Annotated in this window: 14 protein-coding genes; 6 read left to right on the forward strand and 8 right to left on the reverse strand. The window is 73.1% G+C overall.

All coding sequences use genetic code 11. The features are described 5' to 3' along the window. Nucleotides 1-28 precede the first annotated feature (28 nt). The 3 genes from FGG90_RS02260 to FGG90_RS02270 form a co-directional block, all read right to left on the reverse strand. The gene (locus tag FGG90_RS02260) at nucleotides 29-868 is read right to left on the reverse strand and encodes an ABC-2 transporter permease (protein WP_094130836.1); all 840 of its coding nucleotides are present in this window, start codon (nucleotides 866-868) and stop codon (nucleotides 29-31) included. After that, nucleotides 865-1,800, reverse strand: a complete 936-nt coding sequence (locus FGG90_RS02265) for an ABC transporter ATP-binding protein (RefSeq protein ID WP_094130834.1) — start codon at nucleotides 1,798-1,800, stop codon at nucleotides 865-867. Before FGG90_RS02265 ends, FGG90_RS02260 begins: the two co-directional genes overlap by 4 nt. A gap of 128 nt (nucleotides 1,801-1,928) precedes the next feature. Then, nucleotides 1,929-3,134, reverse strand: coding sequence for an aminotransferase class I/II-fold pyridoxal phosphate-dependent enzyme (locus FGG90_RS02270; RefSeq protein WP_094130832.1), 1,206 nt, complete (start codon nucleotides 3,132-3,134; stop codon nucleotides 1,929-1,931). 200 nt (nucleotides 3,135-3,334) lie between these two features. On the opposite strand from FGG90_RS02270, the gene FGG90_RS02275 reads away from it, so the two are divergent. The 5 genes from FGG90_RS02275 (at nucleotide 3,335) to FGG90_RS02295 (ending at nucleotide 9,192) form a co-directional block, all read left to right on the forward strand. Further along, nucleotides 3,335-4,900 carry a S1C family serine protease gene (locus tag FGG90_RS02275; RefSeq protein WP_094130830.1) on the forward strand — a complete coding sequence of 522 codons (1,566 nt, stop codon included), beginning with the start codon at nucleotides 3,335-3,337 and terminating at the stop codon, nucleotides 4,898-4,900. A 147-nt stretch (nucleotides 4,901-5,047) separates the two neighbouring features. Beyond that, nucleotides 5,048-6,121: a glycosyltransferase family 2 protein gene (locus tag FGG90_RS02280; RefSeq protein ID WP_094130828.1), complete on the forward strand. Its 1,074-nt coding sequence runs from the start codon at nucleotides 5,048-5,050 to the stop codon at nucleotides 6,119-6,121. Then, nucleotides 6,118-6,939 (forward strand): CDP-alcohol phosphatidyltransferase family protein, encoded by an 822-nt coding sequence (locus FGG90_RS02285; protein ID WP_094130826.1) that lies wholly within the window; start codon nucleotides 6,118-6,120, stop codon nucleotides 6,937-6,939. Before FGG90_RS02280 ends, FGG90_RS02285 begins: the two co-directional genes overlap by 4 nt. Next, entirely contained in the window at nucleotides 6,936-7,811 is an 876-nt protein-coding gene (locus FGG90_RS02290; RefSeq protein WP_094130824.1) for a glycosyltransferase family 2 protein, read from the forward strand. The genes FGG90_RS02285 and FGG90_RS02290 overlap by 4 nt, the downstream gene beginning before the upstream one ends. A gap of 97 nt (nucleotides 7,812-7,908) precedes the next feature. Continuing rightward, entirely contained in the window at nucleotides 7,909-9,192 is a 1,284-nt protein-coding gene (locus tag FGG90_RS02295) for a hypothetical protein (RefSeq protein ID WP_094130822.1), read from the forward strand. Between the two features lie 37 nt (nucleotides 9,193-9,229). On the opposite strand, the gene FGG90_RS02300 is transcribed toward FGG90_RS02295, so the two are convergent. Continuing rightward, nucleotides 9,230-9,979, reverse strand: coding sequence for a hypothetical protein (locus FGG90_RS02300; RefSeq protein WP_094130820.1), 750 nt, complete (start codon nucleotides 9,977-9,979; stop codon nucleotides 9,230-9,232). 152 nt (nucleotides 9,980-10,131) lie between these two features. Here FGG90_RS02300 and FGG90_RS02305 point away from each other — a divergent pair, with 152 nt between their 5' ends. Continuing rightward, nucleotides 10,132-10,455: a helix-turn-helix domain-containing protein gene (locus tag FGG90_RS02305; RefSeq protein ID WP_237583494.1), complete on the forward strand. Its 324-nt coding sequence runs from the start codon at nucleotides 10,132-10,134 to the stop codon at nucleotides 10,453-10,455. On the opposite strand, the gene FGG90_RS02310 is transcribed toward FGG90_RS02305, so the two are convergent. The 4 genes from FGG90_RS02310 to FGG90_RS02325 all read right to left on the reverse strand — a co-directional run bounded on the left by FGG90_RS02310 (nucleotide 10,445) and on the right by FGG90_RS02325 (nucleotide 13,153). Next, nucleotides 10,445-10,756, reverse strand: coding sequence for a hypothetical protein (locus FGG90_RS02310; RefSeq protein ID WP_043672820.1), 312 nt, complete (start codon nucleotides 10,754-10,756; stop codon nucleotides 10,445-10,447). The two genes, FGG90_RS02305 and FGG90_RS02310, sit on opposite strands and share 11 nt — an antisense overlap. A 76-nt stretch (nucleotides 10,757-10,832) precedes the next feature. Further along, a complete protein-coding gene (locus FGG90_RS02315) occupies nucleotides 10,833-11,624 on the reverse strand; it encodes an ABC transporter ATP-binding protein (RefSeq protein WP_094130816.1) in 792 nt (263 codons plus the stop codon). Further along, nucleotides 11,624-12,424, reverse strand: a complete 801-nt coding sequence (locus FGG90_RS02320; protein ID WP_237583495.1) for an ABC transporter permease — start codon at nucleotides 12,422-12,424, stop codon at nucleotides 11,624-11,626. Before FGG90_RS02320 ends, FGG90_RS02315 begins: the two co-directional genes overlap by 1 nt. Before the next feature lie 36 nt (nucleotides 12,425-12,460). Beyond that, nucleotides 12,461-13,153: a phosphocholine cytidylyltransferase family protein gene (locus tag FGG90_RS02325; protein WP_063071246.1), complete on the reverse strand. Its 693-nt coding sequence runs from the start codon at nucleotides 13,151-13,153 to the stop codon at nucleotides 12,461-12,463. Nucleotides 13,154-13,329 lie beyond the last annotated feature (176 nt).

Raw genomic sequence — 13,329 nt, forward strand, 5'->3', positions numbered from 1 at the left:
CCCGACGGCGCCCTCCGGTCCGCGTCGATCAGGCGTCCCGCTTGCGGGCGAGCACCAGGGCGGGCACGAGGATCACGGCGACCCAGCCGACCATCACGAGCAGCGCCTGCCAGAACTCCAGCTCGCCAGGGGCGGGGGTGCCGGTGCTGTAGAGGCGGTTGCCCGCGCTCAGCGGGAAGTACCGCGCGAGGTCGGCCACCCAGTCGAGGACGCCGCCGAGCAGCTGGCCCACGATGGGCAGCACCAGCACGAGGCCGACGAGCGCCCCGATGCCGGCGGCGCCGTTGCGGAGGAGGAGCCCGAAGCCGAAGCCCATGAGCCCGATGAGCACCACGAACAGCACGGCGCCGAGCGCGGCCAGCAGGAACTCGCCCGAGAGCACGTCGACCTCGGCGCCGGCGGAGACGAAGAAGGCGCGCGCAACGAGCAGCGCGCCGGCCACGGCGACGGCCGTGACGACGGCCGTCACGAGCGTGTAGACGATGGCCTTCGCGGCGAGCACCCCGAACCGGCGGGGCGCGGCGCTGAAGGACGAGCGGATCATGCCGGTCGAGTACTCGCCGCTGATGACGAGGACGCCCAGCACCCCGGCCACGAGCATCGACAGCGTGACGCCGCTCAGCCCCACCGAGAGGAGGAGGTCGGTCGCGGGCACGCCCGGCAGTGAGATCTGCTCCCGCACCTGGTCGACGACCAGCGGCGTGAACAGCGTCGCGAAGCCGACGAGGATGAGGAGGACGAGCGCGAAGCACCAGATGGTGGAGCGGAGCGTGCGGAGCTTGATCCACTCCGAGCGCATGAGGCGGGGGAGCGTGGGACGGCCCGACGTCACCGGGGCGGGCGCGTAGGCGGTGCGGGTGGCGGTCATCGTGCGATCTCCTGCTCGGTCGTGCCGACTGCGGCGCTGTGGTACTCGACGTCGCCCTGCGTGAGCGACAGGTAGGCGTCCTCGAGGGACGCGGTGACGGGCGTGAGCTCGTGCAGCACGACCCCGGCCGACATCGCGGCGTCCCCGACCTGCGCGGCCGTGAGGCCCGTGATCTCGATGACGTCGCGCTCGACGCTCGTCACCACGACCTCGGGCCGGGCCACCGCCTGGCCGAGCCGGTCGGCGTGCGGGGAGCGCACGCGGACGAGGCCGCTCGTGGCTCCCGCGACGACCGCGGCGACGGGCGCGTCCGCGAGCACGCGCCCGCGGCCGAGCACGATGAGGTGGTCGGCCGTCTGCGCCATCTCGCTCATGAGGTGGGAGGAGAGGAGCACGGTGCGGCCCTGGCCCGCGAGGTAGCGGGTGATGTTGCGCACCCACAGCACGCCCTCGGGGTCGAGGCCGTTGACGGGCTCGTCGAGGATCAGCGTGCGCGGGTCGCCGAGGAGCGCGACGGCGATCCCGAGGCGCTGCCCCATGCCGAGCGAGAACCCGCCGACGCGCTTCCTCGCGACGGGCTGCAGGCCCGTCATCTCGATGACCTCGGTGACCCGCGAGCGCGGGATCCCGTGCGTGGCCGCCATGGCGAGCAGGTGGTTGTAGGCGCTGCGGCCGGTGTGCACGGCCTTCGCGTCGAGCAGGGCGCCCACCTCGTGCAGCGGCGCCTGCAGATCGCGGTAGCGGCGGCCGTTGACGGTGACGGAGCCGGACGTGGGGGCGTCGAGCCCGACGATCATCCGCATCGTGGTGGACTTGCCCGCGCCGTTCGGACCGAGGAATCCGGTCACCATGCCCGGCTGGACGGTGAAGCTCACGCCGTCCACGGCGGTCTTCGCGCCGTAGCGCTTGGTCAGGTTCTCAGCGACGATCATGCGCGCTGCCTCCTCAGGATGGGGTCGCGGGCCCAGCGCCCGCGGCTCCCACGTTAGGGGCGGCCCCTCGGCGGCGCGTCCCCCCTCCGGCCCCCGGCCGCGGCCCCCCGTGGTACCCGGGTGCCGTGTCAGCGCGGGCGGTCCGCCAGCCGGGCGAGTCGTCGCGCCGCCTCCTCGAGCACCTCCGTGCGCTTGCAGAAGGCGAACCGCACGAGCGAGGCGTGCTCGGTCGCGAGCGGCTCCCGGCAGAAGGCGGAGAGCGGCACCGCGACCACGCCCGCGAGCTCCGGCAGCCGCAGGCACAGCTCGCGGGCGTCCGGGAAGCCCAGCGGCGCCGCGTCCGCGACGATGAAGTAGCCCGCGGCGGGCAGCGTGATCCGGAAGCCCGCGGCCGTGAGGCCGGCGGCGAGGATGTCGCGCTTGGCCCGCAGGTCGTCGGCGATCCCCGCGAAGACCTCGTCCGGCAGGGCCAGGCCGACGGCGATGGCCGGCTGGAACGGCGCGCCGTTGACGAAGGTGAGGAACTGCTTGACCGCGAGGATCGCGGACACGAGCGGCGCGGGCGCGGTCAGCCAGCCGACCTTCCACCCCGTCGTGCGGAACGTCTTCCCGCCGGACGAGATGGTGACCGTGCGCTCCCGGGCGCCCGGCAGGGCGGCCACGGGCTCGTGGGATCCGTCGAACACGAGGTGCTCGTAGACCTCGTCGGTCACGATCACCGCGTCGTGCGCGATCGCGAGCTCCACGATCAGCTCGCGCGCCTCCCGCCGAAGCACGGTGCCCGTGGGGTTGTGCGGGTCGTTGAGGAGGATCACGCGCGTGCGGTCCGTGACCGCGCTCCGCAGATCCTCGAGGTCGGGCTGGAAGTCGGGTCCGCGCAGCGGCACGGTGCGGTGCACGCCCCGCGCGAGCGCGATGAGCGCCCCGTACGCGTCGTAGAACGGCTCGAGCGTCACGACCTCGTCGCCCTCCTCCACGAGCGCGAGGAGGGTGGCGGCGATCGCCTCCGTCGCGCCGGCCGTGACGAGCACCTCGGTGGCCGGATCGACGTGGATGCCGTGGAAGCGGGCCTGGTGGTCGGCGATCGCGCTCCGCAGCTCGGGCGTCCCGCGTCCCGGCGGGTACTGGTTCCACCCGGCGGAGATGGCCTCGCGCGCCGCCTCGAGCACCTCGGCGGGGCCGTCCTCGTCCGGGAAGCCCTGCCCGAGGTTGATCGCCCCCTTCGCCGCCGCGAGCGCGCTCATCTCGGCGAACACCGTGGTGCCGGGCGTCCCGTCCTCGGCCAGCAGCATTGCCCCGCGGGCCGCGCGCGTCCACGCGCCGGTGATCGTCATGCGCCCATCATGGCCGCAGCGTCGCCTATCCGGTCGACCGCCGCGTACGCTCGGGGCATCACGGCGGGGGAGCCGGCGGGAGGTCGCCCGCGGACGCGGGCACGGGACGTGCGCCGCACGCGACGACGCCTGTCAGCCCGGCCATAGACAACGCCCAGACTCCACCGTGATGCTGGCATCACCTGAGAGGAGCACCACTGATGACTGACAGTCCCCACGGAGCCGGCGACGACGAGGCCACGCGCGCACGCGCGACCGGTCCCGACGACTCCGCGACGGGCCCGTCATCCTCCGGTCAGGCGCGCGAGGGCGACCCGGCGACGACCGCCGCATCCTCCGGTGACGCGCGCGAGGCCGGATCCTCCTGGCCCGCCCCCGATGGACCCGCGGCCGCCGCCCACCCCGCTCCCACGGCTCCCGCCGCCACGCCGGCCGACCAGCGCGACACCCTCGCCTACGGCACGCCCGCCGCCGCCCTCCCGCCGGCCGACGGCGCGATCGCCCCCTCCGCCTCCGCTCCGGGCGAGGCCCCGAAGCCGCCGCGCCGGAAGGCGGGCAAGGCCCTGCCGCTCGTCGCGATGCTCGCCGTGGGCGCCCTCATCGGCGGCGCGGCGGGCGGCCTCACGACCTGGGCCGTGGCGCACGACGACGACTCCTCCGAGGCGGTCAGCCAGTCCCCGGCCAACATCACGGTCAACGACCCCGAGGACGCCACCCCCATCACCGCGGTGGCGGCGAAGGCCTCGGGATCCGTCGTCACCATCGACGTGGTGGGCGCCCAGGGCAGGGGCACCGGATCCGGCGTCGTCCTCTCCGCCGACGGCTACGTCCTCACGAACACGCATGTGGTCACCCTCGACGGCGAGACCGGGGACGGCACCATCCAGGTCAAGACCGCCGACGGCGCGCTCTACACCGCCAAGCTCATCGGCACCGACCCGGTGGTCGACCTCGCCGTGATCAAGCTCGACGGCGCGAGCGGGATGACGCCCATCGAGTTCGCGGACTCGTCGAAGCTCAACGTCGGCGACACCGCCATCGCGATCGGCGCGCCCCTCGGGCTCTCCGGCACCGTCACCGACGGCATCGTGAGCGCGCTCGACCGCAGCATCCAGGTCGCCTCCTCCGCGGCGCCGCAGACGCCGGGGGACGGCAGCCAGAGCGACGAGACGCCCTTCAACTTCTGGCCGTTCGGCAACGAGGGCCAGGGCGGCTCCGGGGGACAGGGCGGCTCCGGCGGCCAGGCGCAGCCGGCGGCGAACATCAACCTCGCGGTGATCCAGACCGACGCGGCGATCAACCCCGGCAACTCCGGCGGCGCGCTCCTCGACGGCGACGGCAAGCTCATCGGCGTCAACGTGGCCATCGCGAACGCCAGCGGGACGAGCGGCACCTCCGGGAACATCGGCGTCGGATTCGCGATCCCCTCCAACCTCGCCAAGCGCGTGGGCCAGGAGATCATCCAGGACGGGTCCGCCTCGCACGGCCTCCTGGGCGCGAGCGTCCGCGACGTCGCCAAGGGCGACTCGTCCACCCCGGTCGGCGGCGCGTTCATCGCCGAGCCGCAGAGCGGCGGGGCGGCGGCGGCGGCCGGCCTCAAGACGGGCGACATCGTCACGGCCTTCGACGGGCGTCCCATCAGCAAGGCCAGCGACCTCACGGCGCAGGTCCGCGCGATGCCGGGCGGCAGCGACGTGCAGCTGACCGTCCTTCGCGGCGGCCAGAAGCAGCAGGTCGACGTGAAGCTCGGCACGCTGCAGCAGTAGCGACCCCGCAGCAGGGTCAGGGGCGGATCGGCGACAGCCGGTCCGCCCCTCTCTCGTGCCGGGATCAGGGGATCCGGCAGGCTGGTAAACTCCTGCGAGGCTCGGCCAGGCAGGCCCCGGCCGCACCTCCCCACGAGATCGGCTCAGATGGCGAACCACCCGCGACGCGACCCCGTCGCCGGCATCCCCGGCGGCCTGCCCGCCGTGTCGTACGTCATGCCCATCCTCAACGAGGCGGCGCACGTGCGCGCGGCGGTGGAGAGCATGATGCGCCAGGACTACGCCGGCGACTTCGAGGTCGTCCTCGCGCTGGGTCCGAGCACCGACGGCACGACCGAGGTCGTGCGCGAGATGGCCCGGGCGGATCCGCGCATCACGAGCGTCGAGAACCCCACGGGCTCCACGCCCGGCGGCCTCAACGCGGCCATCCGCGCCACCCGCAACCCGGTCGTCATCCGCGTCGACGCCCACTCCCTCCTGCCCCGCGACTACACGCGCATCGCGGTCGAGACGCTGCAGGCCACCGGCGCCGACAACGTCGGCGGCCTCATGTCGGCCGAGGGCCGCACGCCGTTCGAGAAGGCCGTCGCCCGCGCCTACGGGGCCCGCGTCGGGCTCGGCGGCACCGCGCACCACGTCGGCGGCGAGGAGGGTCCGGCCGAGACCGCGTACCTCGGGTCGTTCCGCCGGGAGCGGCTCCTCGAGGTGGGGCTCTTCGACGAGGGCGTCCGCCGGGGCCAGGACTGGGAGCTCAACCGGCGCCTCCGCCAGAGCGGCGGCCTCGTGTGGTTCACGCCCCGGATGAAGGTCACCTACCGCCCCCGCTCCACCTTCCGCTCGCTGGTCCGGCAGTTCTTCGCGACGGGGCTCTGGCGCGGCGAGCTCGCGCGTCGCTACCCGCGGCAGAACGGCATCCGCTACTTCGTGCCGCCGGTGGCCGTCGCGGGCGTCGCCACGGGGCTCCTCCTCGGTGCCGCGGGGGTGGTCGGCCCGGCCGTCGGCCTGCCGGGCCTCCGTCGCCTGGTCGGCGCGTTCGCCGTGCCCGGCGTGTACGCGGGCTTCGTCCTCGTGAGCACCGTCGGCGTCGCGGCGCGCGACGGCGCGTCCACGATGCTGCGGTTCGCGGCGGTGCTGCCGTGCATCCACTTCAGCTGGGGCACCGGCTTCGTGCTCGGCTTCCTGCACCTCACCGACGACCTCGACGGGCACACGGGCCGATGACCCCCACGACCGACCCCGACGGGCGCGGCCTGCCCGGATCCATCGCCGAGCTCCGTCGGGTGACGCAGCCGCCCGAGGTGCGCCTGCGCGCCAACGCGGAGCACTGGACGGCGCACCTCTACCTCCGCGACCTCTCGCCGTACCTCACGTGGCTCCTGCTCCGCACGCGCATCAGCGCCAACGGCGTCACGGTCGTCATGATCCTCACCGGCTGGGCCGCCGCCGCCGCGCTCCTGATCCCCGGCATCGCGGGCGCCGCGCTCGCGCTCGTGCTCGGCCAGCTGCAGATGCTCGTGGACTGCTGCGACGGCGAGGTGGCGCGCTGGCGCCGCACCTCGTCCCCGGTGGGCCACTTCCTCGACGCCGTCGGGCACTACTCGACGGAGACGCTGATCGCGCTCGCGCTCGGCATCCGCGCGGCCGCCTACCCCTTCGAGGCGCCCGGCGACCTCCCGTGGACGACGCTGGCCTTCGCCCTGGCGCTCGTCATCGTCCTGAACAAGGCCCTGAACGACATGGTGCGCGTGGCGCGGGCGTCGGCGGACCTGCCCAAGGCGCCCGCGGGGGCCGGCACCGTGGCCTCGCAGCGGTCGCTCATCGCCACCGCCCGCCGCATCGTGCGCTTCCTGCCCTTCCACCGGATGTTCCACTCGGTGGAGCTCACCATCGTGACCTTCGTCGTCGCGCTGGCGGGCCTCGTCGCCGGTCAGCCGGCGACCGACCGGGTGTTCCTCGTCGCTCTCGTGCCGCTCGCGGTGCTCGCGCTCGTCGGCCACTTCGTCATGATCGTCACCTCGCGCCGGCTGACCTCCGCGTGACCGGCGCCCTGCCGCGCGTCGGCGTCGTCGTCCTCAGCCAGGGGCGTCGGCCGGAGGGGCTGGCGGCCTCCCTCGCCTCGGTCCTGCGCCAGGAGGGCGTCGCGCTCGACGTGGTGGTGGTGGGCAACGGCTGGGACCCCGTCGGCCTGCCTGCGGGGGTCCGCGGCCTGCACCTCCCCGAGAACCTCGGGATCCCGGCCGGGCGCAACGCCGGCGTGCCGCTCGTGGTCGGCGAGGCGCTGTTCTTCCTCGACGACGACGAGACCGTCCCGAGCGCGTCGTTCGTCCGGGACGCGCTCGCGCTGATGCGGGACCAGGTCGACGTGGCGCTCATCCAGCCCCGCATCGTCGACCCGACCGGAGCCGCGACGCCCCGGCGCTGGATCCCGCGCATCCGCAAGGGCGATCCCGCGGACTCGAGCGCCGTCTTCTCCGTGCTCGAGGGCGCGGTCGTGGTGCGCCGCGACGCGTTCGAGGCGGCCGACGGCTGGGCGGGGGAGTTCTTCTACGCCCACGAGGGGATCGAGCTCGCGTGGCGGATCTGGGACCAGGGGCTGCGCGCCTGGTACGCCGGCGACCTCGTCGCCCACCATCCGGCCGTCGCCCCCACCCGGCACGCGGAGTACCACCGCCTGAACGCGCGCAACCGCGTCTGGCTCGCCCGCCGCAACCTGCCCCTGCCGCTCGTGCCCGTCTACGTCGCGACGTGGACGGCCGTGCAGCTCATTCGCAGCGCCCGCGGCGCGGACGGGCTCGGCACGTGGCTGCGCGGCTGGCGCGAGGGCTGGACCACCTCCCCGGGCCGACGGCGACCCCTGTCCTGGCGGACCGTCCTCCGGATGACGCGCGCGGGCAGGCCGCCCGTCATCTGATCGTGACACGGCGCCCGGCGGTCACGATCTCCTACCGTTCCGCGCCCCCGACCGGGGCCGGGTCGGGAGCGTCCGGAGCGCTGGCTACGGTGGATGCATGGGTCTCCTGAACGACGCGCGCCTCGGCGTGCGCGCCATCCGCTCGCTCGTCCAGCAGCGTCGGGCGCGCGGATCCCTGCAGCGCAAGCTCGCGCTGCGTCCGCCGTCGCCGCAGGGCGAGTACCGCATCGCCGTGTACTTCGCCGACTCCGCGGTGAACATGTACCAGATCCGCCAGTGGTACCGGCCGCTGGTGGAGCTCGCCCGCACGCACCCGGTCGTGATCCTCAGCCGCCACCCCAGCGGGGCCGACGCGCTCCTCGACGAGAGCCCGCTGCCGGTCGAGTACGTGCGCCGGGTGGCCGACCTCGAGCGCGTGATCGCGGAGCAGGACATCCGCATCGTCCTCTACGTCAACCAGAACACCCGCAACTTCCAGATGATGCGGTACGGGCGCCGCTGGCACGTCTTCGTCAACCACGGCGAGTCCGACAAGATGTACATGACCACGAACCAGTTCAAGGCGTACGACTACAGCCTGATCGCGGGGGACGCGGCCCGCGCCCGGCTCGGCAAGGTGCTCTGGGACTACGACCTCGACCGGCGCGCGATCCCCATCGGCCGTCCGCAGGCGGACCACTACGCGGGCGAGCTTCCGTTCACGCCGGACGGCCGGACCGTCGTGCTCTACGCCCCCACCTGGGAGGGTGACCGGGCGGCGGCCGCGTACGGGTCCATCGCCTCGCACGGCGTCCCGCTCGTGCGCGACCTGATCGCCACGGGTCGGCACCGCGTCGTGTACCGCCCGCACCCGCGCTCGGGCGTCGTCGACCCCGAGTACGCGCGGGCGAACCGCGAGATCGCGGGCATGCTGGAGCGGGCCAACGCGCAGGACGCCTCCGCGCAGCACGTCGTCGACCGGTCCCGTGAGCTCGGCTGGCAGCTGTCCGCGGCCGACATGGCCATCGTCGACATCTCGGCCATGGTCTACGACCGGCTGGCGGCCGGGAAGCCGCTCATGGTGACGCGACCCGTGCAGGCCGAGGCGCAGGTCGACACCGACGGCTACCTCTCCGACTGCGAGTGGCTGACCGCGGAGGACGCCCGCGGCATCGTCGCGCGCCTCGACGAGCTGCAGCACGACGCGGCGGCCGACCGGCGGCTCGCGGCGTGGGTGCGCCACTACTTCGGCGACGCGACGCCCGGTGCCGCGACCGCGCGCTTCCACGCCGCGATCGACCACCTGCTGGCGGAGTGGGACCGGCACGCCGCCCTGCACGCGCGCGACGAGGCCACCGACGGCGGCGACGCCGAGGTGGACGACGAGGACGAGGAGTCCTGAGCGCGTCGTCGCCGCGAGGCGCCGGGGTCCCCGCCCGCTAGCGCTTGGCGGCCTTCTTCTCCGCGATGCGGATCACGCGGGGCTTCTTCCCCGGCACCGCGAGGTCGGCCGGGAACGTCGCGGGGGCCGGGCCGAACGCCTGGCGCGAGCTCGCGACGATCTTGCCGCCGAGCATCCGGTTGCCGGCTCCGCCGATGACGGCGCCGATGCCGAAGGGCACCGCGCGGCCGAGCGCGCTCGCGCCCTGGTTCACGACGAAGCGGCGGATGAAGGCGCGCTTGATCCGGTCGGCGATGGGCCCGATGGCGAACGACGGCAGGCCGGACGTGATGGCCCGGCCCCAGTTGGCGTTCCGGTCCACGGGCTGGCCGGAGAACTGCCCCGTGAACTGCTGGATGACCTGCGCGCCGGGGGCGCCGAGCATCATGGTCATGACGAGCGCGCGTGCCCGCACCGGATCCTCGACCGTGATGCCGTGGACCTCGGTGATGGACTGCGCGAACAGCGCGCTCGCCTCGAGGAAGCCCGCGGTCTCGACGCCCGTCAAGGCGAGCGAGACGCCCGTGCCGATGCCGGGGATGACCGCGCTGGCGCCCACGGCCGCGCCGCCCGCGGTGACCGCGGCGAGGAATCGCTTCTCCAGGATCGCGATGATGCGGTCGGGGGAGGCCTCCGGGTGACGCGCGCGGATCGACCGGATGTGGGCGAGCACGACGGGGCGCTGCACGGACAGGAGACGATCGATGCCCGTGGCCACGGCGGGATCGAGCTCGGGTGCGTCGTTCATGGGGAGAGCCTACGCGGCGGCGGCTGATCGTTCGTGCCCTCGGGGTCTGCGCGGCGCACGTGGCACTCCGGCGGTGCCCAGGTGAGCAGGCCGCGAACGCATGGGACGTCCGCGCTCTGGCTATTCCTTCATGTGGCGGATAAGCATGTGCCATGGTCACCACCGTCTCCGAGGCCGCCGCCGCGTTCGGCGCCCGCGTGCGCGAGCAGCGCCAGCGCATCGGCATCAGCCAGGAGACGCTCGCCGAGCTCTCCGGCATCCACTGGACCGCGCTGGGCAAGATCGAGCGCGGTCAACGGAACCCCTCCCTGCGGAACATCATCAAGATCGTGAGCGGCCTCGACGTGGACGCCGGGCTCCTCGTGACGGGCCTCACCGCCGACATGCTGCCGCAGGACGACGGCGACTCGCCGGCCGAGCTCATCCGCCTCGAGCGCGAGCGCGACCGGCGCGGCACCACGCCCATCAGAAGCTGACCCGCCACAGGTACTCGCCTCCGTCCGGTCGGAACCACCGCACCACGAGGACGGTGTCGAGCGCCAGGTCGTCCCCGCGGATGGTGGTCGACAGCCGCTCGCCGGGCCGCACGGTGACGGGCGCGCGCGAGAGCATCGTGCCGGAGCCGAGCAGGTGCAGCGAGATGGCGTGCAGCACCTCGTCGCCCACGTTGACGAGCGCGAAGCGCGGACGCTCGAGCGTGCGGTCGAAGTGCCAGGGCACGCGGTAGGCGGGCTCGGGATCCGGACGGACGGGCAGGGGCGGGACGGGTCGCAGCATGCGTGCACGGTAGGGGCGACGTGCGACGTGCGCGGTCGAGGGCCTGTGGAGGGGCGGGGCTGGGGAGGAGGGGCGCCTAGCCGGCCGTCGCCTTCGGGGCCGGGGGCGGATCGTGGTCGGCGTTGTAGGCGTCCACGACCCGGTCGATGGGGCCGTCGAGGACCAGCGCGCCCTTGTCGAGGTAGAGGCCGCGCGTGCAGAAGCGGCGCAGGTCCCGCTCGTTGTGCGAGACGAAGAAGAGGGTGCGGCCCTCCGCCAGCATCTGCTCGATGCGGTGGTAGCACTTCTCGCGGAACGCCTTGTCGCCGACGGCGAGCACCTCGTCGACCAGCAGGACGGGCTCGTCGAGCCGCGAGATGACCGCGAACGCGATGCGCACCTTCATGCCGCTGGACAGGTGCTTGTACGGGGTGTCCACGAAGTCGGGGATCTCGGCGAACGCGATGATCTCGTCGAACTGCGCGTCGATCTCCGCCCTCGACATGCCGTGCAGGCCCGCCGTGAGGTAGATGTTGTCGCGCACGGTGAGGTCGTTGACGAAGCCGCCCGTGATCTCGATGAGCGGCGCGACGCCCGCGTGCACGCCGATGGCGCCCTCGTCCGGGATCAGCACCTCGGCGACCAGCTTGAGGAGCGTCGACTTGCCCTGCCCGTTGCGGCCGACGACGCCGATCGCCTCGCCCGCGCGCACCTCGAAGGTCACGTGGCGCAGCGCCCAGAACTCGCCCGGCCGGGCGCGGCGGGCGGATCCGGCGAACAGGTCCTTGAAGCTGCGGCGGGCCTTGCGGTTGCGGCGGAAGCGGATGCCCGCGTCGCGGACGGCGATGACCGGCGCGGAGGCGTCGGCCGTGGCGGGTGCGGCGTCCATCAGATCTCCTTCAGCACGGCCGGCAGCGAGCGGCGGAAGACGAGCGCGCCGGCCGCGAGCAGGACGGCCGCGATGAGGGCGCTGACGCCGACGGCGTACCAGTCGAGCTCCGCGGGGAAGAACGCGGAGCGGTAGAGGCCGAAGATGCCCGTGAGCGGGTTGAGCGCCGCCCAGGGGTGCAGCTCGGCGGGGAGGTCGCGCGACGAGTAGACGACGGGGGAGGCGTAGAAGAGGAAGCGCAGGACGAGCTTGACGGCGCGCTCGAGGTCGCGGAAGAACACGACGAGCGGCGAGACGACCAGGCCGATTCCGAGCAGCAGCGCCGCCTGGATGAGCACGGCGAGCGGGAACAGGAGGACCTCGACCGACAGCCGCGCGCCGGCCACGACCGCGAAGACCGCGAGGACCGGCAGGCTCGCGATGAGCTCGAACCCCTTGGCGAGGACGAGCCGCAGGACCCAGATGGTGCGGGGGATCCGGGTCGACCGCACGAGCTTCGCCTGCGAGCTGAACGCCTTGGTGAAGTCGCTCGTGGCGCCGGTGAACCACATCCACGGCAGGAGCGCCGCGAGGAGGAAGACGATGTAGGGCTCCTCGCCCACGTCGCGGGAGAAGACGACGGTGAAGACGAACCAGTAGATGCCCGACATCACCAGCGGGTCGAGGATCGACCAGAACCAGCCGAGCGCGCTCGTGGAGTAGCGGACCTTGAGGTCGCGCGTGGTCAGCAGCCAGAGCGATCGGCGGTACCGGGCCGCGGGGGTGCGGGACGCGCGGCCGGGACGGACGGCATCGTGCACGGCGGGGATCCTCTGCGTCAGCATCCCCGAGGCGGCCTAGACGAAGAGGTTGGCCCTCTCGAGGTCCTCCGCGAAGTCGACCTCGACCGCGTACAGGTCGGAGATGTCTACCGGTTCGATGAGCAGGGAGTCCTGCTCGACGCCCAACTCTATTCCACGCTCGAAGTAGTCCTGGTCGCCGACGCGGGCGAGCTGTCGGATGAGGACGGGCTTGTCGGCCTTGGAGACGTAGTTGATGCCGACGGCCTCGCCGAGCCCGCCGACGACCGTCTTCGACAGCTCGCGGATGTAGCCCTCGGGGCTCGTCGTGTACTTGACCTCCTCGTCGGACACGCGGGAGGTGTTGACCGTGACGAAGGACTGGTCCCGGGCGATCATGGCGGCCGCGCGGCGCAGGATCATCGGGTCGAACACGACGTCGCCGTTCATCCAGAGGACGCCGCCGGGGCCCGAGGCGCGCAGGGCGCGGAGCAGGCTCTTCGACGTGTTCGTCTGGTCGTACTGCTCGTTGTAGATGTACTCGGCGTCCGGGAAGGCGTCGATGATGTGGTCGAGCTTGTAGCCGACCACGATGCTGACCTTGGCGTCGTCGCCGAGGCCGAAGCGGATGTTGTCGAACTGCTGGCCCATGATCGTGCGGCCGTCGCTGAGCTCGGTGAGGGGCTTGGGGAGGCTGCGTCCGAGACGGCTGCCCATGCCTGCCGCCAGGATGACTACCTGGGTGGTCATGTGTTCTCCGTTCGATGCGGGGTGCGGAGTCCGATCGGGAGCCCTCCGACGTCGAGGGTTCGCCGGGACTTCACCCGCGGGTTTCCTGTTCGACACGCCGTCATGCCTCCTCCACCTTACGCTGCGGGTGAGGAAATCCGGGGGATGCGGGCGCCGGTCGTGTCCCTTTCGTGACG

This window comes from Clavibacter michiganensis subsp. tessellarius, assembly GCF_021922985.1.
Classification (GTDB): domain Bacteria; phylum Actinomycetota; class Actinomycetes; order Actinomycetales; family Microbacteriaceae; genus Clavibacter; species Clavibacter tessellarius.